Genomic DNA, 22,038 nt, shown 5'->3' on the forward strand with positions numbered 1-22,038 from the left:
AATTTGGGGGATACAGATATGAAGATAACAACATATCAACAGAAAAGTCCTTTAAAACAAGAGTGTGAGGATTCATTTTTTTGTAATGAAGATAAAATGATTTACGGTGTATGTGATGGAGCAACTCCGCTCGTCCCGTTTTGTGATGAAGAAGGACATAATGGAGCATACATCGCTTCGCATTTATTTGCAAGTCATTTTACTTCGTTACGGGAGATTAATAGTTTACAAGGTGAAGTTGCAAAGGCGAATGAATTATTGCAAAACAAGATGCTAGAGTACAAGGTTGATACGAGAAAAAAAGACCATCTTTGGTGTACATGTATTGCAGCAGTTCAAATAGAAGGCGAAAAACTTGAATATGCACAGTTAGGTGATTGTATGATCGTTGCAATACTTCAAAATGGAGCGATGAGAGTATTAACGAAAGATACGGTTCAAGGAATTAGTAAACGTGCAAAAAAGAAGAGAGAGGAAGATAGAGAAAAGGGATTACCTATACCTGAGGAACACGTTTTTCAAGATGTTCGGGAGCAGTTAAAATACAATCGCTATCTTGCAAATATGCCAAACGGCTACTCAGTTGCAAATGGGATGAAAGAAGCTATGGATTATTTACAATATGGTGAATTACAGGTAGCTGAAGTAAGTGGGCTTTTTATTTGTTCAGACGGATTGTTTCACCCTGAGTGGTCGTTAGAACAAACTGTAGCATATATAAGAAAAAATAGTATAAAAGAATATGTAGCAATCATTGAAAGGTTAGAAGGAGAAAATAGAATAAGACCAGATGATAAAACAGTTATTATGATCGATTTGTAAGAGGAGGATGTTCATATGGAAATTAAATGTGCAAATTTAACATTTCAAAATGAGTTAGTTCCTTTAGAAAAAGTAAATAAACTGATCATCCACCATACGTCAGAAGATGGCTGGGATGTGTATAAAACTCACGAATTTCATCAAAAGGTAAGAGGATGGAGCGGGATTGGTTACAATTATTTTATTGAAGAAGATGGAACTGTAGTCGAAGGGCGAGGTTTACATATTGGAGCACATGCGAAAGATAATAATAGTGATACAATTGGAATATGTATGACGGGGAATTTTGATAAATATGATCCAACTACTGCACAAATGAATTCATTATATTCTTTATGTAAAATGTTTATGAAGCAGTTTGCCATAGAGAAAGGAAATATACTCGGCCATAGGGAGTTAGAAGGGGTTACAAAAACTTGTCCAGGAAATCGCTTTTCTATGGTAGAGTTAAGAAAAGTATTATCTTAAATATAGAGGAGTAACGAATGATGATGAACATAAAAATACCGACTGATAAAAAAGAAGAGCTTGTAGCACAAATTCAGCAATTTTTCGTTGAAGAAGATTTAGATGAGATTGGACGTTTCCAAGCAGAACGTTTAATAGAAGAAATGATAAAGTTAGTAGGACCATTTGCATACAATCAAGCAATTGGAGATGCAAGAAAACTTGTAAGTGAGAAATTAACGAATATTGAAGAAGATTTGTATGTGTTAGAGAAGAATGAGGGTAAATAAAAAGAGCTATTTTGGTCGTCTTCCGTCAATTATAAAATAAGTATATGCCACGGCTTTTTTCCGATGTTTTGTTTGGAAAAGGCCGTGAAATTGTTTTTGGACATATAAAATAAACCTCTTTTTTTCCAAAAGGGACCCTAGAATTAAAAAAACGTTATTCTTTCTTAACAAGCTAGATGAGAAAGAATAACGTTTTTTTGATTGAGATTAAAAATATATTATCTTAATTTTATCTTTTTTTAATAATTTATTTATGGGCAATTTATAGTTGCTATTTATAATTTCTATATATAACAGCTATGGATACTACGAAAAAGAACTTTGGAGGTGTAACCAATTAGCTGTAATCAAAATTTAAAACATGAATTGCTCACATAGAATCTTCTTTTGGAAGATAAGGGGGTGTAATTCTTTGTTAAATGAAGGAAGGGATTGGGAAGCTATGAATAAAACAATTTTAAAAACATGTATCATATCAGCAGTTTTAGGTGGAAGCCTATTAAGTGAAAAAAATGGAGAGGTGAAAGCAGAGGAGGTTACACCACAAACGAATCATACTGTTGTATTCAAAGATGTTCCAAAGGGGCACTGGTCATATGAGGCGATTCATCAATTAACAGGTGAGAAAATTATTTTCGGCTATGATGATGGAAGATTTGGTTTTGGAGATAACGTAACACGCGAACAAGTTGCAGCTTTAATGTATCGTTATTTTAATATGGCAGAAAACAAAAATTATCAGAACCTATATGGGGACGTAAGCGAAGATTCGACAAGCTATATAAAGGAAATCTTGTCTTTAACAGAAATGGGTGTTTTTAAGGGTGATGAGTATGGGAACTTTAGACCGAAGGCATCCTTAACACGTGCAGAAATGGCACAGGTTCTTACAAATGCTTTTCATTTAAAGGCAAAGAGTGATCATACTTTTAATGACGTTTCAACGAACTCATGGGCAAGAAATGCAATTAGTGCTGTTCAAACAAATAATATTGCAAAAGGAGTAGGAGGAGGGGAATTCGCTCCAAGTATGGATGTGACGCGTGAACAGTATGCACAATTTTTATACAATGCAATACAAGAAACTCAACAAACGAAAGGGCAGCTACTAGCTAGTATACTTGGTGAAACAAACTGGAAAGGGACAAAAGTCTATGACAAAGATCATAATGATTTAACGAAAGAAAATCAAAATTTCATCGGGCTTGCAAAATATGATGCTAAAACTGCAAGGTATGAATTTTTTAATGCAAATACAGGAGAGAGTCGTAATGATAGCGGTACCTTTTTTATAACCAACGATGGAAAGAAAAGAGTGTTAATTTCTGAAACGCAAAATTATCAAGCAGTTGTTGAATTAACGCAATTAGACAAGGAGAAATTTACATATAAAAGAATGGGGAAAGATGCAAAAGGGAACGATGTAGAAGTATTTGTTGAGCATGTTCCTTATCAAGAAAAAGAGCTTTCTTTTACCCGACCTGATAAAAATTTAGAAAGCTCGACGGGGAAAATAGTTACAGACGTTGATGGAGATGAAATCTTATCTAGTACTCTATGGAACGGAACAGTGGTATTAGATGAACAGGGTAATAATGTAACAAACTACAACTCTAACTTAATCAGTCTAGCAAAATATGATAAAAATACAAATAAATATGAGTTTTTCAATATGAATACAGGGATAAGTCGTGGGGATTATGGTTTCTTCGATGTTGTACATGACAATAAAATAAGAGCTCACGTTTCGTTAGGAAATAATAAATATGGTGCGGTCCTTGAACTTACAGAGTTAAATAAAGATAAATTTACGTATACAAGAATAGGGAAAGATGCGAATGGAAAAGATATAAAAATCTTTGTTGAGCATGAACCGTATACAGGTGACCTAAAACCAAATTTCACAAAGTAAGATGTAAAAGTAATCTTATACTCTAGCAAAGGCATTATGTTAGAAAATGTTAGTAAGGAAAAACCTGAGTGATTAGGATTAGGTAATTATACAATAGAAGTAAAATAGTTCTTTATAGACAAATAGATGCCTTGAGGCATCTATTTGTCATTTTAAAATGATCTTATGGGTAAATGTAAAATACAAACTCTCTTACTTTCTCGGTTGTATTTTCATTTTTGAGTAGCTGACAATCTTCTCAGATCTAGTAACTTACTACTTGCACGACCATACATCGTGGCTCTTTTTTATTTGTTCTCTTTATATTCATGTATTTTCTCTTTTACATTACCGACAGTATCTTTAGCAGTGCCTTTCACCTTATCCCATTTTCCCTCGGCTTGTAATTTTTTATTGTCAGTTACTTTCCCGACAACTTCCTTTACTTCACCCTTTACCTTATCAATGGCACCTTCTACTTTTTCTTTTAAACCATGATCATGTTTAGTCATACATTTCTCCTCCTTGTAGTTTGAGTAGAATTCTCTTTTCATATTGCAAGTTGAATGATGTATCTAGTAATAGCGTAACAAATTTAGTTTGAATATTCAAATGAGTAACAGGATAGAAAGGTAATTGTCATAAAATGTATACATTCGTAATGGAAAGAAAAAGAAAGTTAATTATATGTCTTTCGCAGTCCATATTGATTTTGTATAAGCAATTTTCATATGGGCACGTTCCATATTATTTTGACTGCCGCTACCGAATCTTGCTTGTCCAACTATTAAATTCCAATTGGATGCAACAGCGGTCTCGATTCGTTTTTGAATTAATGCGGTATGACAACCTTTACGTTGAAATTCTGGCAAAGTAGCAGAAGCAGCTAATGAAGCAACACCTTTATTTATATAAAGTACCCCTATACTAGCAGGTGTGTTTTGAACTTCGGCTATGAAAAAATGCCAGCCGGATTTATTGTAGAGAATTTCGTTATTTTGGTGCACACCATATTTTGTAAAGGATGGCATGTTAAATCCACGTACATATATGTCTGCAAAAATATCAAATTCATTTTCTTTTAGTTGGCGTACTGAAATGTTAGAAGGCAGCAGCGATGAGTCTTCTCTTGGTAAACTATATAAAGCGGTATGGAAGTTAGATTGATAAAAATCTTTTTGAGATAAGTATTGAAATAATTCAGTTGCACCTTGCGCTGGTGTAATTTCAAAACGGCAAGGGATTTGTAGTGATTGATAATAAGCGATGATTTCATCTATCTCATCTGTATTTGTAAAGGTAACGCCTTTTACTGTGTTAAAAGCAGGACCAGCAATTATTTTTGATGAAAAGGCAGTGGCACTCCCGAACTTTTTCGTTTGTACTTGCATTGGGTTGCCGCTTATTGTTTGTAGTGCCTCTAATCTAGAAGAAAGCATCTGTATTTCTGCGTTTTCAATTTCTTGTGCTGTATTGACTGTCATAATTGTACTCATACGATTCCTCCGTCAATTAATATAGTTCATAGTACATATACGATTTTTCTTCTGAGATTCCTGTTGAAATGTAAGAGAATAAGAGGTTTTTTGGAAGGGAAATGGAAGCGAACTGTCGAAGGGAGTGGAAACAGATTAAAGGTGGTGCTCTCATGAAACAGAAAGACGTGCAGACATGCTCTCATTGCGGTTCTCAAAACATAGGAGAAGGTGAGTTTATCGGTTATGCACAAATACGGAAAAAGGAAACGATGTTCACATCTTCACCAGTGGATGCTTATATTTGTACAGATTGCGGGAATATCCTTTCATTAAAGGTACGGAATTATGAAAAGTTTAAGCAGAAGCCTTTATGATTGTTAAGAAGTGGTAATATAAAACGTCGTATACGAAAGATCTTACATTAAGTTAATTTAATATAAGTGACATTTTACATATATATGAGTACGCCTTAAAAAAAGAGATAAAAACATATACTGTATGAGACGCTCATCATTCATTACATGAAACAGAAAAATATATAGAAGAAAAAGTAGTCATCTTAGAATGGTTCATAACGAAAACTCCTTTAAATGAATAAAGGAGTTTTTTTGGTTTTTTTATAACAATAATTCCCTTTAATTGTTATAATTGGTCATTGAGAGTAATTATTTTATTAACGCCATAATTATAGAAGAAAAACAGCTAAATCGTATACAAAACCGCTATATAACACAATCGCAACCGTAAGTTGACAAAGTGCAACCGTAGGAAGATAGAGATAGGAGCAATGTTTTACGTATAATTTAGTTAAGAAAACAAAGGGGGACACACATATGGGATTTGGTGAGAAACTTTTTAAATTAAGAAAAGAAAAAGGCCTTTCTCAAGAAGCGTTAGCTGAGAAATTAAACACAACAAGACAAGCGGTTAGTAAATGGGAAAATGGTCAAGGTTTTCCTGAAACCGAAAAACTAATAATGATTGGAAATGTATTTGAAGTATCTCTTGATTACTTATTAAAAGAAACTGCTGAGCAAAGTAATGAAAAGGAAAATGGTTATTATGTAAGTAAGGAAATGGCGGAAGGGTATATAGTGTATGGGCAAAAAATTTCTAAATATATCGCATTAGGATTTAGCTTGCTTATTTTATCTACAATACCGTATTTATTATTTAAAGAAAATGCAACAATGTCTACATTCCTTGTCATTATCATTGCTGTCCTTGGAATTGGAGCGATGATGGTACCTGTAACGATAGAAGAGAGTCGATACAATGTATTAAAAAAAGAAGAATTACTATTTGATCAAAACTTTCTAAAAGAATTGACAAAAAGATATGAAGTAATTAAGAAGAAGTATGCTGCAGTAATGATCGTTGGATTTTGTTTTATAGCAGCAGGAGCCATACCATTTTTATTTGAGAAAAAGCATATCACTTCAGGAGAATTAGTGCAGTATTATCCGTACTGTGTTGTACTTATTGCTATTGGAGTCTATCTTTTTGTTCGTGTTGTAGGAGTGTGGGAGATGTATCGAATTTTAGTAGAAAATAAGGAATACAGTAATCGTTTTATTTTTAAAATGAAAAAGAAAGTAAGAAAAAAGGTAGATAGTTTATAAAAAATAAAAAACATGTTTCGAATCAATGTATTCAAAACATGTTTTTTATCGTTCTGAATTATTTCCAAAGAAATAATTCAGAAAATACAGAAAAATATCGTAATTATTTGTAGGAGTCTGTTATAATATACAGAAATGAAAACGCTTTAAAGGGAGGCTATAAACAATATGATGATGAATGTACCGCTAACAATTAGTTCTATGATGGAAAGAGCAGAGAAACTGTTTTCGAAGAAAGAAATTGTTTCACGGACACATGATACAGTTACGACGTTAACGTATAAGCAGTTAGGTGAAAGGACGAGAAGACTTTCAAGTGCGCTAAAAAAATTAGGAATTAAAGAAGGCGAGCGTATAGGAACGTTAGCGTGGAATCATCATCGACATGTGGAGGCGTATTTTGCTATTCCTGGTATTGCTTCCGTTTTACACACAATTAATATTCGTTTATCTCCTCAACATATTTCATACATTATTCAGCACGCAGAAGATCGAATTCTACTTATAGATGAAGATCTCGTACCACTTGTTGAAAATATTCAATCACAATTATCAACTGTACAAGCCTACATTATTATGACTGATAAAGATGAACTTCCCAATACTACGCTAGAACCTGTATATCATTATGAAAAGCTATTAGAAGAAGGCGATCCAACTTTCCAATTTGTAAAAGATATTGATGAAAATACACCTGCTGGTATGTGTTATACGTCAGCGACTACAGGAAACCCAAAAGGTGTTGTATATACGCATCGTAGTACTGTATTGCATTGTATGGCACTCGGTTTAGCGGATACAGCTGCTTTATCGGAAAGTGATGCGGCGATGGCAATTGTACCGATGTTCCATGTGAACGCTTGGGGGCTTCCTTTTGCAGCTACTTGGTTTGGAACTAAACAAGTTCTGCCAGGACCAATGTTTACTCCAAAAATTTTATTAGAGATGATTCAAGCTGAAAAAGTAACGATAGCAGCAGGTGTGCCGACAATTTGGCTCGGTGTATTACAAGAGTTAGAAAATAATAGTTACGATTTATCTAGTATAACGAGAATATTATGCGGTGGTGCAGCTGCACCGAAAAGCGTTATTAAAGCATTTGAGCAAAAATATAATGTTCCTTTCGTACATGCATATGGTATGACTGAAACAAGCCCACTCGTAACACTTGCACGTTTAAAAAGTTATGAAACAGAATTATCATATGAAGAGCAATTAGAAATCCGCTCAAAACAAGGATATCTTGTCCCTGGTGTAGAGATGAAAGTAGTCGGTACAAATGGTGAAGTGAAGTGGGATGGTACTGAGATGGGAGAGTTATGTTTACGAGCACCTTGGATCGCTGAAAGCTATTATAACGATGATCGTACTGTCGAAGGATTCCGAGACGGTTGGTTATATACTGGTGATGTTGTTACAGTTGATGAGGAAGGCTGCGTGAAAATTGTTGATCGTACGAAAGATGTTATTAAAAGCGGGGGAGAATGGATTTCTTCAGTGGATCTTGAAAATGCTTTAATGGCACATGATGCTATATTTGAAGCGGCTGTCGTTGCAATTCCTCATCCGCAGTGGCAAGAACGCCCAGTTGCCTGCGTTGTTCAAAAGAAAAATAGTACGGTTACAAAAGAAGAAATATATGAGTTTTTAAAACCGCAGTTTGCGAAGTGGTGGTTACCAGATGATATTGTATTTATGGAAGAAATACCGAAAACATCTGTTGGGAAGTTTTTAAAACAGGCACTTCGAAAAGAACTTGAGCATTTGCATAAAGAGAAATAATTGAATTTATATTTGTAAACCAATGTTAAAAATAAGTTGACAAAAAGCTAGTGAAAAGATAATATAACTCCTATAATATGTTACCTAAAAATCATTTTAAGTTTACAAATAGGAGAAGCAAATATGAATACAAAAAACTTAGTTTTCGTCGCTTTATTTAGTTCTATTATGGGAGTGTTAGGGTTAATACCTCCAATTGCTCTTGCTATTACACCAGTTCCGATTACATTACAATCACTTGGTGTTATGCTTGCTGGCGGGTTGTTAGGCTCACGCCTTGGCGCATTAAGTCAGCTTATTTTCTTACTAATAGTTGGAGTTGGAGCACCATTACTTGCTGGTGGACGCGGTGGTCCAGGCGTATTTGTTGGACCGAGTGCAGGATATTTACTTGGTTATATCGTTGGAGCGTTTGTCATTGGTTATTTAATTGAGCGTTTACGTGAAGTTTCTATTATAAAGGTATTATGTATTAATATAATTGGTGGTATTTTCGTAGTTTATGTATTTGGTATTATTGTACAAGCTTTCTTTATGGATGTTTCTATATGGCAGACGATGAAAGTAAGTGTTGTATTTTTACCAGGTGATTGCATAAAGGCGATTATAGCAGCATTTCTTGTAACGAAATTACATCGTTCATTGAAACATATTATTACGCCTGCTTTGAAGAATAAAAAAATTACAAATGCAGGGTAAGAAAAAGGAGAAACACGTTACTTGCGTGTTTCTTTTTATTATTTTGTAAAGAAAGGACGTCTCATATGGGGATTACAAAAGAATATAAAAAGTATGCCTCTTTACAACCAAATAAAATAGCGATTAAAGAAAATGATAGAGTATTAACATATAAAGGTTGGTTTGAGTCAGTATGTAAAGTAGAAAACTGGTTGAATGAAAAAGAATCGCAGAATAAAACGATAGCAATTGTATTAGAAAATAGTATGGAGTTTTTACAACTATTTGCGGGTTCCGCGATGGCTGGATGGGTTTGTGTGCCGTTAGATATAAAGTGGAAAGAGGATGAGCTCAAAGAAAGAATTGCAATTAGTAATCCGGATGTGATTGTGACAGAGCGATATAAGGTAAATGATCTACCGGATGAAGAAGGAAGAGTAATTGAAATTGATGAGTGGAAAAGAATGATAGAGAACTATCTTCCTACATATAATCCTGTAGAAAGTGTACAAAACGCTCCTTTTTATATGGGATTCACATCAGGATCGACTGGAAAAGCAAAAGCGTTTTTACGTGCTCAACAGTCGTGGGTACATAGTTTTGATTGTAATGTACATGACTTTCATATGAAAAAGGAAAATTCTATTTTAATAGCTGGGACGCTCGTTCATTCTCTTTTCTTATACGGGGCAGTAAGTGCATTGTTTTTAGGGCAAACGGTACACATAATGAGAAAGTTTGTACCAGTTCAAGTGCTATCTAGTATAAGGATAGAGAATATTTCTGTAATGTATACAGTTCCTACAATGCTTGAGTCTTTGTATAAAGAAAATAAAGTAATTGAAAGTGAAATGAAAATTATTTCGTCAGGAGCCAAATGGGAAGCTGAAGCAAAAGAGAAGATGAAGAATGTGTTTCCTTATGCAAAAAGATATGAGTTTTATGGTGCGTCTGAGCTAAGCTTTGTAACGGCATTGGTTGATGAAGAGAGTGAAAGAAAACCGAATTCAGTAGGGAAACCTTGTCATAATGTACAAGTTCGAATATGTAATGAAGCAGGAGAAGAAGTACAGACAGGTGAGATAGGAACTGTGTATGTGAAAAGTGATCAATTTTTTATGGGCTATGTATCGGATGGAGCTATAATCCCGCAATTGTCCGAAGGTGGCTGGATGACAGTGCAGGATGTGGGCTACCAAGATGAAGAAGGCTTTATATATATAGTGGGTAGAGAGAAGAATATGATTTTATTTGGAGGAATTAATATTTTCCCAGAAGAAATAGAAAGTGTATTACATGAACATACAGCTGTTGATGAAATAGTTGTAGTTGGTGTGAAAGATAGTTATTGGGGTGAAAAACCTGTCGCCATCGTAAAAGGAAGTGCTACGAAGCAACAATTAAAAAGTTTTTGCTTACAACGATTATCCTCGTTTAAAATACCGAAAGAATGGCATTTTGTAGATGAAATACCGTATACAAATAGCGGGAAAATCGCTCGTATTGCAGCAAAAAATATGATTGAAAACCTGGAGGGAATATATGAATAGAGCGGTTATTGTAGAAGCGAAAAGGACACCTATTGGTAAGAAGAATGGGATGTTGAAAGATTATGAAGTTCAGCAATTAGTAACGCCGCTTCTTACGTTTTTAAGTAAAGGAATTGAGAGAGAAATAGACGATGTTATATTAGGGAATGTTGTTGGACCGGGAGGTAATGTTGCAAGATTATCTGCTTTAGAAGCTGGGCTTGGTTATCATATACCTGGTGTAACGATTGACCGGCAATGCGGAGCTGGATTGGAAGCAATTCGTACTGCGTGTCATTTTATTCAAGGGGATGCAGGTAATTGTTATATTGCTGGGGGCGTAGAGAGTACAAGTACGTCACCTTTTCAAAATAGAGCGCGGTTTTCACCTGAAACAATTGGGGATCCAGATATGGGATTGGCGGCTGAGTATGTTGCAGAGCAATATAACATAACAAAAGAGATGCAAGATGAATATGCTTGTCTTAGCTATAAAAGAACGCTGCAAGCATTAGAAAAAGGATATATACAAGAAGAGATATTACCTCATTATTTTAATGGATTATTAGATGAATCTATAAAACGAGAAATGAATTATGAAAGAATGATTAAAAGAACAAAGCCCGCATTTTTGAAAAATGGTACAGTAACGGCAGGTAATTCGTGCGGTGTAAATGATGGAGCATGTGCTGTTCTTGTAATGGAAGAGGGGCAAGCCCGAAAATTAGGATACAAGCCTGTACTTCGTTTCGTTCGTAGTGCTGTAGTTGGCGTGGATCCCAATCTTCCAGGGACTGGTCCGATATTTGCGGTGAACAAATTATTAAACGAAATGAATATGAAAGTAGAGGACATCGATTATTTTGAAATAAATGAAGCATTTGCTTCAAAAATTGTTGCTTGTGCAAAGGAGTTACAAATTCCTTTTGGAAAATTAAATGTAAATGGTGGAGCAATTGCGCTCGGTCATCCGTACGGTGCATCTGGAGCTATGCTTGTGACACGTTTGTTTTATCAAGCACAAAGAGAGCATATGAAATATGGAATTACGACGTTAGGAATTGGTGGTGGAATAGGGCTTGCGCTATTATTTGAGAAAGTAGAAAACTAGAAAGGGACTAGTTTTCTACTTTTTGAGGAATATAAGCATTACTACCAGGTTTTGCTTTTATTTCATTCCAAGCAGCGATAGCATCAGCTTTTGATTTCCCTTTGTTATTTGGATCTTCGAAAAAGTCGCGAGTGAAACGATTGTATTCAAACTGCGCGCTGATAGTTGTTTTGTATGTAGGATCTTTTTTTCGTTCGTTTTCTTCATACCAAAACGTTATCGCGTCTTCATATGTTTTTCCAACATTCTCTTTAAAAAATTTTTGAAGAGCTACTGTAAAGCGGAAGTTTGCTCCGATTTTTTCTTTGAAAAAAGAACGAACATCTTCGCTACAGCGGTGATTGTTAGTAATAATCGTTTGAAGAGAAAGTTCTTTATAAGAGAGGGAAGCTTTACTCACCTTTTGACTAGAGCTGTTTTTTAATATTTTACCAGTATGTAAATAATGTGAGATACGCTCGGTTATTTCAATCTTAGAGCCACTAGCTGACAAACCATGCTCACGACAAAATGTTTGGAGTTCTGCTTTTAACCAATAAAAGTTTTGGAAATCTTCAAGTGATATAGACTTTGTTAAAGGTGGACGCATAGATGTAACAACTTCTTTCTTCCATAATTTTCTTTAATTATAAAACATATGTTCTTTTTGTGGAAGGATTAATTTGTAAATATAACGGGAAGAGGAGATTACATATGGAAAGTGTAATGCAAGTTCGTGTTACGGGAATTTTAATTGAAGATGAAAAAGTATTGCTAGTAAAGCAAAAAGTTGCTAATCGCAATTGGTCTTTACCTGGGGGAAGGGTAGAGAATGGTGAAACGTTAGAAGCAGCGATGATTCGAGAAATGAGAGAAGAAACCGGATTAGAAGTTAAAATTAAGAGACTACTCTATGTTTGTGATAAACCAGATGCTAGTCCATCTTTATTACATATTACGTAAAGAATTGAGTAGATATGGTTTTTCTGAGAAGTTCATTAAACTTGCATCTGAAAAGTTCTTGAACGCAGGAAGTTATCAAGGGTTAAAACAAAATATTGGTTTGTAAACATAAGAGGAGGCTGTTATTTTAGAACAGCCTCCTCTTACTCTATAAGTTGTGTTTATTGTCGTATTTTGTTGGGAAATCGATATTTTTTATAGAATCGTTCATATAATTTCATTTACTGTACTACTGTACTACTGTACTACTGTACTACTGTACTACTGTGCACGAAGCAGAAAAGAGAAGTGGATGTCACACAGTTCAATGACATCCACTTTATAAAATAATCTACACTTCTGACTGTAAAGAAGAAACAAGTTGATTTAAAAATTCGTTCCCACTCATAATTGCTTTCCCACCACCACGAGCACTCTTTTTATTGCCTCCGCCTTTGCCTTCAATTGTAGGAAGGGAATCTTTTAAAAGTGTATTCATATCGAGTGTCACTGCTTTACCACAAGCGAGAATACATTGTAATTTCTCCTCATTTTCAATAACGAAATATGTAATTGCGTGTTCTTGTTGTTCCGTAATAATAGCAGCTAGTTTTGCGACTTCTTGCATAGAGCGATTTGTAAATGCTCGAGAGATAAGTGTTCCAGCATATATTTCTGCAGGTTGTTGTAATAGTTCATTTGCTTCTACAAATAATAGTTTTTCATTCATTGCTTGTACTGCCTTTTCGTTTTCTTTTTGAGAGGTAAGAAGTTGTGCTACTTTTGCTGGAATATCAGTGTCGCTACTGTTCAATTGTTTAGAAACATCTTTCATAATTTGTTGATGTTGTCCCATTAATTTAAGAGAGCGCCAACCAGCGATAAATGTTAAGCGTATACCACCTTTATTGCGCTCCCATCCTAGTACTTGAATAGGGCCTACTTCACCTGTATGTTTCGGGTGTGTTCCACCACAACCGTTGTAGTCATAGTTTTCGATGATAACAACCCGTATATTTTCTGTCATAGTTGGTTCTTTGCGAAGGGGTAATGCTTTGGCCTCTTCTAAGTTCATCCATTTAATACGAATAGGGTGGTTTTCAAAAACAATTTGATTAGCAATTTGTGCGGCCTTCTCAACAGTTTCTGTAGAAAGATTGGCAGTTTCTAAATCAATGGTTATAGTTTCTTTTCCAAGATGGAACCCGATTGTCGGTATGTTAAAGTGATCCCAAAAAGCAGCGGATAAAATGTGCTGAGCTGTATGTTGTTGCATATGGTCAAAACGGCGCTCCCAATCTATTTTACCTTCTACTTCTTCTGTATGTAATTGTTCTATTATGAAATGACGAATTTCTCCATTTACTTCTTCAACGTTAATTACCGGAATACCATTTAAAGTTCCAGTGTCATGTGGTTGTCCGCCGCCTGTTGGATAAAATGCAGTTTCATTTAAGACAACATATAAGTTTCCTTCTGTATCATGCTCTTGTTTTATAACTTTAGTAGTAAAGTCTTTCTTATAAGCGTCGATGTAATATAATTTTTTCTCCAATTTTCTTTCCCCTTTCGTGTTAGCTAGTTTCATTGTAAAGCAATTGAAATTAGTTTCCTAATATTTCAGAAGAAAGAAACTTTTTTTAGAATTTTCTTGCTATAATAAGAAGAAAATGCGGGGGGGAATGAAAATGCCATATGAAAACGGCGTAGATAAGTTGCTTAGTTTAAGCAGAAATATTTCCGAATTATATCGAGAATTAAATGAGATGACCCGGATTTTAACGGATTGTAATCGAGAAAGTGTGAAATTTGATCGGTTATATGTAAAGGAGTTACTTTGGAAAAAAGAAGATGTCATAGAGAAGTATGAACAATTACTCGTCCAGCTTTGTATTAATGAATGCTTTGATTTAAAAAGTGTAATTACTGGCGAATATAAGTATACATATGAAGAAGTAGAAAGCATTGTTTTAGAATTTAATGAAAAGTATAATGTAGCTATTTTAATTAAAGATGTTTGTAAAGAACTACAGTTTACATACGGAATTGATATGGAAATAACGAGAACAGCTCGGGTATAAACATCTCAAGTGTAGAAAAAGGAAAAAGAAAGCAGATCCTTTGCTTTCTTTTTTTATGTAAGAAAAGGGAGAGTAGGTTTAAAGATGAAGGGGAAGTTACAAAATATTCATCCACTTGGAATGAGTATCATTATAGGGACATTATTTGCTAGGTTTGCAACTTCAATGAGCATTCCTTTTTTAGCGATTTATTTAACGACTGTTAAAGACGTATCGGCTGGAATGACCGGTGCTATCATTGGAACGAGTGCGCTTGTTGGAGTGTTTGCTAGTTTTATTGGAGGCAATTTATCGGATCGATTTGGTCGAAAGATGATTATAATATGGTCCATGATTGTTTGGGTGTTTGTATTTATAGGATTTTCAGTTGCAGATCATGTTTTGAGTTTCTTTCTATTAAACGCTTTGAATGGATTATGTCGTTCTTTTTTTGAACCGACATCAAGAGCTTTATTATCAGATTTAACGAAACCAGAGTATCGTTTACTCGTATATAATTTGCGTTACGGTGCAATAAATGTTGGAGTAGCGATGGGTCCACTTGTTGGATTACAGATTGGAAGTGCAAAATCAACGATTCCTTTTTTAGTAGCCGCTGGAGTGTACATTTTATATACAGTTATATTAGCGTTTCAATTTAAGAAATATCCACTCGATAAAAAGAAAGTAACTACAGAAAATCCGGTCACAATGTTAAGTGCGGTTCGGATTTTGCGAAAAGACATAGTATTTTTAGTTGCTTTAGTCGGAATCATTTTGAGTAATAGTGGTTTTTCACATTTAACGACGACACTATCTCAATATTTTGCAAACGCACATATATTTCAAGATGGAGTAAAGTTGTTCTCATATATGCTAACTTTAAATGCGGTTACAGTAGTAGTTATTCAATACCCTGTTATTCAAATGTGTAAAAAGTATACGCCGTTAGCATCTATTATGGTTGGAACGTTATTTGTGAGCGGGGGATTGTTTGGATTTGGACTAGTAGAATCTATGTTAGGGGCTGCTATATGTACAATTATTTTTACATTCGGAGAAGTATTAATGTTTTCAATGACAGATGTATTTATTGATGAGATAGCTGTTTCACATTTGAAAGGGACATATTTTGGAGCTATGGGCTTTTCAGGAATTGGAGTAGTAATTGGTCCTTGGTTTGGCGGGATACTTCTCGATCATTATGGATATCAAAATGGCTTTATAGTATTTTTAACATTAGCTATATTTTCAAGCATAGCGTTCCCAGTTCTTTTAGTGACAAAAGGTTTAATGAAAAAAAGATATATTAGAAATTCTAAAATAGAAATACATGCGAAATAACATGAGCCCGAGCAAACTAAAATGTTGCTCGGGCTTATATTTATATCAATCGTTAATTCGAAAAAAGACTTTCTCTTCATGCTTATTGGCAACTTCGTTTTTGGAAATATGAATGGCTAAATATCCATTCTCTAAACAGGCTAGCATCTTGTTATAAATGATATTAGTAGGTAAAGGAACAATCCGCTGTAAAGAAGTGTTTTTATAAAGTATACAAATGTTTAGGCCTGTCTCCATCTTTTTAATGAGTACATTTTGTGCAGTTGCATTTGGTACATCTGTTTCCAAAATGTATTCTTGCTCTGTTTCACAAAGGTCAATATGAATTTGATTTGGAAAACTAAAGTTACTACAAGAATCAGAACAAAATTGATCCATCCATTCTTCGAAACCATCAACATGAAAAAGACAATCCTTCTTTTTCTTGCCCATGAAAGACACCCTCCGTAAAATCTCAATTCATACTATGTTATGCATGAATGAAATGGAGGTGAAGAACAAATAGAAAAATATAAACATTTTATGTGAAAGATACAGTGTGTGTGAATACTTTTGCTTTACATATCATGATGTGCATGATTTTTTTGACGTGAATGATTACGATTTTTAACTTTGTGAGATCCACTTAAAGGTTCGGGCTGTCCAGAAGATTGCCCTTTTTTCTCGTTTTGACGATTAGATTGATTATTGTTTTTACCCATTGTATTTTACACCTCCTCTCCCTATTTAGAATGAGAGAAGTTTGCGAATTTATACGAGAATGTTTTTTGAGAAACGGGTAAAGATAAGTAGGACTAACTCATATAGGAAGGGGAAAGTGTTATGCCATATCATAAAGATAAGCAACAGGCTTTTCAGGCTGCGCAGCAAGGGGTTGTTCAAGCGGAAAATATATTCAATAATATTGTGAAAAATGACCCGAATTACGGCCATGATTTAAAAGAGTTACGCCAAGAAGTGCAAGAGGCGTACGAACAGATTCAAAATGCACTTGAAGTAGCATCAGAAACGCAGCGTCCACAACTTGAGCAATATGAAAGTAATCTCCAAAATATTATGCGAAATGTAGATCAAATAGAAAAGTGAAAAAGGTTGTTGTGAATTCAACAACCTCATTACTTTTAGTGCTACTATGCTGAAACGAAAAATTATTCTATCAATTTTTTCTTTAATTTGTGCAGTACATATATTTCAAGTGGACAAAGTGGAAGCTAAAATGTTGTTAAGAAAAGAGCTAGAGCCAACTGGCTATGTAACATGGGAAGTGCCAAATAATGAAAAAATTATCGCAATTACATTTGATGATGGACCGGACCCAACTTATACACCGCAAGTATTAGAGTTATTACGTCAATATAAAGCGGAAGCGACTTTTTTTATGATTGGCTTTCGAGTTCAGCGTAATCCGTACTTAGTAAAGCAAGTGTTGAAAGAAGGGCATGAAATCGGAAATCATACGATGAATCATTTGTATGCGAGTAATTCATCAGATGAAAAGTTAGAACATGATATTTTAAATGGAAAGCAATATTTTGAAAAATGGGTGAAAGAACCTTTATTGTTCCGTCCACCAGGTGGATATATTAATGATGCTGTATTTACTACGGCAAAAAGAGCTGGGTATCAAATTGTTCTATGGTCATGGCATCAAGACCCTCGTGATTGGGCGAATCCAGGTACAGAATCCATAGTCAATCATGTTGTGAAAAATGCTAAAAGTGGAGATATTGTACTGTTGCACGATGGAGGAAGTGATCGTAGTCAAACAGTGGCGGCATTAGCAAAAATTTTACCTGAGCTGAAAAAGCAGGGTTATCGATTTGTAACAGTTTCGGATTTGTTACGTTATAAACATTAGAGAAAATCCCAAAAGGTATACCTTTTGGGATTTTTCGTTACTGATTCTTTTTTCGTTTTTTATTATTTTGTCGCTCTGCCGGAGTTAAAGGTTCATTTGCGAACTCTTCATTATAGCCAGTTCCTTGCCCTTGGGCGGATGCAGCATTCATTCCTGAAATAATATGATTGGCTTTTCTTTTACCCATTTTTCTCACCTCTATAATGTTTTTTATAGACGAACCATGAGTCGTTCATAGCATATATGAACGTAAAGTAAAACGCTGAAAGAGTGCTTTACTTTATAGTAATAGTATTAATAAAGAGCATGGACACTATTCAAATTTAGAAAGATAAAGAAAACTTATGATAATCCATAAGTTTCTTATTATTTACTTATTTAGAAAGTTGTAATAAGATATTATCGTAAGGTATTGAAAAGTTTGTCTACATTTTATATTCAGACAAATTAGTCACGTTTAACAGGGGGGAAACATAATGGTCAAACATAATCCATTTCAATCACGTGCAACTTTTGAACTAGATGGAAAGACGTATCATTATTATCAATTGAAAGCGCTTGAAAACGCAGGGGTTGGCAACGTATCTCAATTACCATATTCCGTGAAAGTTTTACTTGAATCTGTACTTCGTCAAGTAGACGGACGCGTAATTACAGAAGAACATGTTACAAATTTAGCGAAATGGGGAACGAAAGATGTTCAAGATATCGATGTTCCGTTTAAACCATCTCGCGTAATCTTACAAGACTTCACAGGTGTTCCAGCTGTTGTAGATTTGGCTTCGCTTCGTAAAGCAATGGCAGATATGGGCGGAGATCCTGATAAAATTAATCCAGAAATTACTGTAGACCTTGTAATTGACCACTCTGTACAGGTTGATAGAGCGGGTACAGCGGACTCGCTTGCATTCAACATGGACTTAGAGTTTAAACGTAATGAAGAACGTTATAAATTTTTAAGCTGGGCACAGAAATCATTTGATAACTACCGTGCAGTTCCACCAGCAACAGGTATTGTACACCAAGTAAATCTTGAATATTTAGCACCGGTTGTTCATGCGGTGAAAAATGCTGAAGGTGACTTAGTTGCATACCCAGATTCATTAGTTGGAACTGATTCACATACAACAATGATTAATGGTATTGGTGTTCTTGGATGGGGCGTTGGTGGTATTGAAGCAGAAGCAGGAATGCTTGGACAGCCTTCATATTTCCCAGTACCTGAAGTAATCGGTGTGAAATTAACTGGTACACTTCCAAGTGGTACAACAGCAACCGATGTTGCATTAAAAGTAACACAAGTGTTACGTCAAAAAGGTGTAGTTGGTAAATTTGTTGAGTTCTTCGGTAGTGGACTAAAGAGCATGCCTTTAGCTGACCGTGCAACAATTTCAAATATGGCACCAGAATACGGTGCAACTTGTGGATTCTTCCCAATCGACGATATTTCATTAGAATACTTACGTTTAACAGGTAGAGATGAAGAGCAAATTCGCATTGTTGAAGAATATTGTAAAGCAAACGGTTTATTCTATACAGCAGATAGTAAAGATCCAATCTATACTGATCTTGTTGAAATTGATTTAAATACAATCGAATCTAACCTTTCTGGACCGAAACGTCCGCAAGATTTAATCCCGCTTTCAAATATGAAAGAGGAGTTCCATAAAGCTGTTGTAGCACCAGTTGGAACACAAGGACTTGGATTCAATGAGCAAGAGTTTGATAAAGAAGTGAAAGTTACATTGAAAGATCAAGAAGTAACGATGAAAACAGGTGGAATTGCAATCGCTGCAATTACAAGCTGTACAAATACGTCAAATCCGTACGTGTTAATTGGAGCAGGGTTAGTTGCGAAGAAAGCAATTGAAAAAGGACTTAAAGTACCTGGTTACGTAAAAACATCGTTAGCACCAGGATCTAAAGTTGTTACAGAGTACTTAGATAAGTCTGGTTTAACAACGTATTTAGATCAATTAGGTTTCCAAACAGTTGGTTACGGCTGTACGACTTGTATCGGTAACTCTGGTCCATTAGCAGAGGAATTAGAAGAAGCAATCGCAGCAAATGATTTATTAGTAACATCTGTTTTATCTGGTAACCGTAACTTTGAAGGTCGTATTCATCCACTTGTAAAAGCAAACTACTTAGCATCACCACCACTTGTTGTGGCATATGCACTTGCAGGTACTGTTGATATTGACCTGAAAAATGATGAAATCGGTAAAGATGTAAATGGTAATGCTGTTTACTTTAATGATATTTGGCCAGCAGCTAAAGAAATTGAAGATGTAGTTCAAAGTGTTGTTACATCTGAATTGTTCAAAAAAGAATATGCGCAAGTATTTAACAGCAATGAGCGCTGGAATGAAATCCAAACTTCAAATGAAGCTTTATATACTTGGGATAATGATTCAACATACATTCAAAACCCACCGTTCTTCGAAGGATTATCTAAAGAGCCGGGTGAAGTTGAAACGTTATCAGGTTTACGCATAGTTGGTAAATTTGGTGATTCTGTAACGACAGACCACATTTCACCAGCAGGTTCAATTGGTAAGCACACGCCAGCTGGACGTTATTTACTAGAAAACGGCGTACAACCAGTCGACTTTAACTCTTACGGTTCTCGTCGTGGTAACCATGAAATTATGATGCGTGGTACATTTGCAAACATCCGTATTAAAAACCAAATCGCACCAGGAACAGAAGGCGGATATACAACATATTGGCCAACTGGTGAAGTAACATCTATCTATGATGCTGCTATGAAGTATAAAGAAGATGGCACAGGCCTTCTAGTTATTGCTGGTAAAGACTACGGTATGGGAAGTTCTCGTGACTGGGCTGCGAAAGGTACAAACTTATTAGGTATTAAAGCAGTAATCGCAGAAAGCTTCGAGCGTATTCACCGCAGTAACTTAGTATTAATGGGCGTATTACCATTACAATTTAAAGATGGCGACAGTGCTGAAACATTAGGTCTTGTTGGTGACGAGTCATTTGAAATTCAAATTGACAAAACGGTTAGACCACGCGATCTTGTAAAAGTAGTTGCAATCGATGCAGAAGGAAAAGAGAAGCAATTTGAAGTAGTAGCTCGTTTCGATAGTGAAGTTGAAATTGACTACTACCGTCACGGTGGTATCTTGCAAATGGTTCTTCGTTCGAAAATCGAAGAGTCTAAAGTGTCAAACTAAAAGGATTCAACAATATTTGTTGAATGTATATTTTAAAGAGGGATGAGATTTTCTCATCCCTCTTTAGTATGAAAAAACATCGGCATATTTAAAGACCTCTAAGTGGAAAACTTATTGTCAGTTAATGTGGGATGGATTAAAGTGTTTTGTAAAATTAAGGGAGAATTAAAGTTGCATATCCTATGTTAATGGTAAAATTAAATGAAAGAAATATTCAGATGATAAAAAAATTAAAATGCTAGTTACTGTAAAAGAGGTGGAATATGCCAAAAAGATATTGGGGAGTCATAATTACTTACATACTGTTTTACTTGTCCATTTATTTATTCGAACCGATTTTTATAACTTTATTTAATTTAACAACGGAAGCGGCCAATGCCTATGGTAGAATCTTAGGTTATTTTTTAGCTTTCATAGTAATTTTAATATTAATGAAACCAGATATTGAAAGAGGTTCTTCTGATGCTTATCCGCCAAAAAAACTGTATTATGGTGTATCTATGGTGTTCTTATTTATTTTTTAGTTCAAGCTATTTATGGATTAATAGCTATTGTTGTATTTAATATGGATCCTAACTCAGAACACTCAGAAATGATAAAAAATAATGTTATATCTTTCCCATTTAGAATAGTGAATATTGCAATTTTGGGACCTATAATGGAAGAGATTCTAACAAAAAAAATCATTCTTGATACGTTACGTAAACGAACAAATGTCTACATTGCTTGCTTAATTACGTCTCTTGTATTTGCATTACTTCATATGGAGTTAGCAAGTGTTATTCCTTATACTTTAGCGGGATTGGTGTATGCTTTTTTATATGTAAAAACGAATAGATTAATTGTTCCTATCGTTGTTCATATGACAATAAATACACTTGCTATTTTAATGAAACTTATATAGTAATACATATCGGCATTTAATAGGTCGTTGGCAGAAGAATATCCCTAGATAAAGTAGTGATTTTTATTTTATGTTTTGGAACTTAGGTTTTTAAAAGAACA

At 34.8% G+C, this 22,038-nt stretch carries 24 protein-coding genes and 1 pseudogene; 18 read left to right on the forward strand and 7 right to left on the reverse strand.

All coding sequences use genetic code 11. The features are described 5' to 3' along the window. Positions 1-18: 18 nt before the first annotated feature. From JFU18_RS25005 to JFU18_RS25020, 4 genes are all read left to right on the forward strand, one after another. Positions 19-822 (forward strand): protein phosphatase 2C domain-containing protein, encoded by an 804-nt coding sequence (locus JFU18_RS25005; protein ID WP_201031594.1) that lies wholly within the window; start codon positions 19-21, stop codon positions 820-822. Between the two features lie 15 nt (positions 823-837). After that, positions 838-1,290: a peptidoglycan recognition protein family protein gene (locus JFU18_RS25010; RefSeq protein ID WP_012261413.1), complete on the forward strand. Its 453-nt coding sequence runs from the start codon at positions 838-840 to the stop codon at positions 1,288-1,290. Positions 1,291-1,307: 17 nt separating this feature from the next. Further along, the gene (locus JFU18_RS25015) at positions 1,308-1,559 is read left to right on the forward strand and encodes a DUF2164 domain-containing protein (protein ID WP_002087817.1); all 252 of its coding nucleotides are present in this window, start codon (positions 1,308-1,310) and stop codon (positions 1,557-1,559) included. A 442-nt stretch (positions 1,560-2,001) separates the two neighbouring features. Continuing rightward, positions 2,002-3,471, forward strand: a complete 1,470-nt coding sequence (locus JFU18_RS25020; protein ID WP_201032262.1) for a DUF4822 domain-containing protein — start codon at positions 2,002-2,004, stop codon at positions 3,469-3,471. 287 nt (positions 3,472-3,758) lie between these two features. Here JFU18_RS25020 and JFU18_RS25025 read toward each other — a convergent pair whose 3' ends face one another. Together JFU18_RS25025 and JFU18_RS25030 are read right to left on the reverse strand one after the other, a co-directional pair. Further along, positions 3,759-3,962: a CsbD family protein gene (locus tag JFU18_RS25025; protein ID WP_002033531.1), complete on the reverse strand. Its 204-nt coding sequence runs from the start codon at positions 3,960-3,962 to the stop codon at positions 3,759-3,761. A gap of 171 nt (positions 3,963-4,133) precedes the next feature. Beyond that, on the reverse strand, positions 4,134-4,946 hold the full coding sequence (locus tag JFU18_RS25030) for a GNAT family N-acetyltransferase (protein ID WP_201050364.1): 813 nt from the start codon (positions 4,944-4,946) through the stop codon (positions 4,134-4,136). 152 nt (positions 4,947-5,098) lie between these two features. Between JFU18_RS25030 and JFU18_RS25035 the strand changes: the two genes are divergently transcribed. The 6 genes from JFU18_RS25035 to JFU18_RS25060 all read left to right on the forward strand — a co-directional run bounded on the left by JFU18_RS25035 (position 5,099) and on the right by JFU18_RS25060 (position 11,650). Further along, entirely contained in the window at positions 5,099-5,302 is a 204-nt protein-coding gene (locus JFU18_RS25035) for a hypothetical protein (RefSeq protein ID WP_012261408.1), read from the forward strand. Positions 5,303-5,761: 459 nt separating this feature from the next. Continuing rightward, positions 5,762-6,550, forward strand: a complete 789-nt coding sequence (locus tag JFU18_RS25040; RefSeq protein ID WP_201050366.1) for a helix-turn-helix domain-containing protein — start codon at positions 5,762-5,764, stop codon at positions 6,548-6,550. 168 nt (positions 6,551-6,718) lie between these two features. Beyond that, positions 6,719-8,332, forward strand: a complete 1,614-nt coding sequence (locus JFU18_RS25045) for a long-chain fatty acid--CoA ligase (protein WP_002167835.1) — start codon at positions 6,719-6,721, stop codon at positions 8,330-8,332. Between the two features lie 123 nt (positions 8,333-8,455). Next, positions 8,456-9,031, forward strand: a complete 576-nt coding sequence (locus JFU18_RS25050; RefSeq protein ID WP_201031589.1) for a biotin transporter BioY — start codon at positions 8,456-8,458, stop codon at positions 9,029-9,031. Positions 9,032-9,096: 65 nt separating this feature from the next. Continuing rightward, positions 9,097-10,560, forward strand: coding sequence for an acyl-CoA synthetase (locus JFU18_RS25055; RefSeq protein WP_201034210.1), 1,464 nt, complete (start codon positions 9,097-9,099; stop codon positions 10,558-10,560). Continuing rightward, positions 10,553-11,650: an acetyl-CoA C-acyltransferase gene (locus JFU18_RS25060; RefSeq protein ID WP_201034209.1), complete on the forward strand. Its 1,098-nt coding sequence runs from the start codon at positions 10,553-10,555 to the stop codon at positions 11,648-11,650. Before JFU18_RS25055 ends, JFU18_RS25060 begins: the two co-directional genes overlap by 8 nt. A gap of 7 nt (positions 11,651-11,657) precedes the next feature. On the opposite strand, the gene JFU18_RS25065 is transcribed toward JFU18_RS25060, so the two are convergent. After that, the gene (locus JFU18_RS25065; protein ID WP_002033539.1) at positions 11,658-12,239 is read right to left on the reverse strand and encodes a DUF6434 domain-containing protein; all 582 of its coding nucleotides are present in this window, start codon (positions 12,237-12,239) and stop codon (positions 11,658-11,660) included. A 104-nt stretch (positions 12,240-12,343) separates the two neighbouring features. Here JFU18_RS25065 and JFU18_RS25070 point away from each other — a divergent pair. Further along, a pseudogene (locus JFU18_RS25070) lies at positions 12,344-12,698 on the forward strand (NUDIX hydrolase). A gap of 225 nt (positions 12,699-12,923) precedes the next feature. On the opposite strand, the gene JFU18_RS25075 reads toward JFU18_RS25070, so the two are convergent. Continuing rightward, entirely contained in the window at positions 12,924-14,126 is a 1,203-nt protein-coding gene (locus JFU18_RS25075) for an alanyl-tRNA editing protein (protein ID WP_201031586.1), read from the reverse strand. Positions 14,127-14,259: 133 nt separating this feature from the next. Here JFU18_RS25075 and JFU18_RS25080 point away from each other — a divergent pair, with 133 nt between their 5' ends. Then, positions 14,260-14,652, forward strand: a complete 393-nt coding sequence (locus tag JFU18_RS25080) for a hypothetical protein (RefSeq protein ID WP_002137716.1) — start codon at positions 14,260-14,262, stop codon at positions 14,650-14,652. Positions 14,653-14,736: 84 nt separating this feature from the next. Further along, positions 14,737-15,975 carry an MDR family MFS transporter gene (locus JFU18_RS25085; RefSeq protein WP_061676016.1) on the forward strand — a complete coding sequence of 413 codons (1,239 nt, stop codon included), beginning with the start codon at positions 14,737-14,739 and terminating at the stop codon, positions 15,973-15,975. Between the two features lie 45 nt (positions 15,976-16,020). Here the strand turns inward: JFU18_RS25085 and JFU18_RS25090 are convergent, their stop codons facing one another. Together JFU18_RS25090 and JFU18_RS25095 are read right to left on the reverse strand one after the other, a co-directional pair. Beyond that, positions 16,021-16,407 carry an Hsp20/alpha crystallin family protein gene (locus JFU18_RS25090; RefSeq protein ID WP_002033545.1) on the reverse strand — a complete coding sequence of 129 codons (387 nt, stop codon included), beginning with the start codon at positions 16,405-16,407 and terminating at the stop codon, positions 16,021-16,023. A gap of 125 nt (positions 16,408-16,532) precedes the next feature. Beyond that, positions 16,533-16,676, reverse strand: a complete 144-nt coding sequence (locus JFU18_RS25095) for a small acid-soluble spore protein P (protein ID WP_002014281.1) — start codon at positions 16,674-16,676, stop codon at positions 16,533-16,535. Between the two features lie 121 nt (positions 16,677-16,797). Here JFU18_RS25095 and JFU18_RS25100 point away from each other — a divergent pair, with 121 nt between their 5' ends. Both JFU18_RS25100 and pdaB read left to right on the forward strand, forming a co-directional pair. Then, positions 16,798-17,061, forward strand: a complete 264-nt coding sequence (locus tag JFU18_RS25100; protein WP_002014282.1) for a hypothetical protein — start codon at positions 16,798-16,800, stop codon at positions 17,059-17,061. Positions 17,062-17,107: 46 nt separating this feature from the next. Further along, positions 17,108-17,833, forward strand: coding sequence for a polysaccharide deacetylase family sporulation protein PdaB (pdaB, locus tag JFU18_RS25105; RefSeq protein WP_080683322.1), 726 nt, complete (start codon positions 17,108-17,110; stop codon positions 17,831-17,833). A 37-nt stretch (positions 17,834-17,870) separates the two neighbouring features. On the opposite strand, the gene sspO is transcribed toward pdaB, so the two are convergent. Next, entirely contained in the window at positions 17,871-18,020 is a 150-nt protein-coding gene (gene sspO, locus JFU18_RS25110) for a small acid-soluble spore protein O (protein WP_002033549.1), read from the reverse strand. A 289-nt stretch (positions 18,021-18,309) separates the two neighbouring features. On the opposite strand from sspO, the gene acnA reads away from it, so the two are divergent. From acnA to JFU18_RS29950, 3 genes are all read left to right on the forward strand, one after another. Continuing rightward, entirely contained in the window at positions 18,310-21,033 is a 2,724-nt protein-coding gene (gene acnA / locus JFU18_RS25115; protein ID WP_201034208.1) for an aconitate hydratase AcnA, read from the forward strand. Positions 21,034-21,296: 263 nt separating this feature from the next. Further along, on the forward strand, positions 21,297-21,557 hold the full coding sequence (locus JFU18_RS29945; protein ID WP_242483495.1) for a hypothetical protein: 261 nt from the start codon (positions 21,297-21,299) through the stop codon (positions 21,555-21,557). Positions 21,558-21,691: 134 nt separating this feature from the next. Next, complete coding sequence (locus JFU18_RS29950; RefSeq protein WP_242486462.1) at positions 21,692-21,937, forward strand: CPBP family intramembrane glutamic endopeptidase; 246 nt, start codon at positions 21,692-21,694, stop codon at positions 21,935-21,937. Positions 21,938-22,038: the final 101 nt, after the last annotated feature.

This window comes from Bacillus sp. TH22 (genome assembly GCF_016651015.1).
Classification (GTDB): Bacteria; Bacillota; Bacilli; order Bacillales; family Bacillaceae_G; genus Bacillus_A; species Bacillus_A mycoides.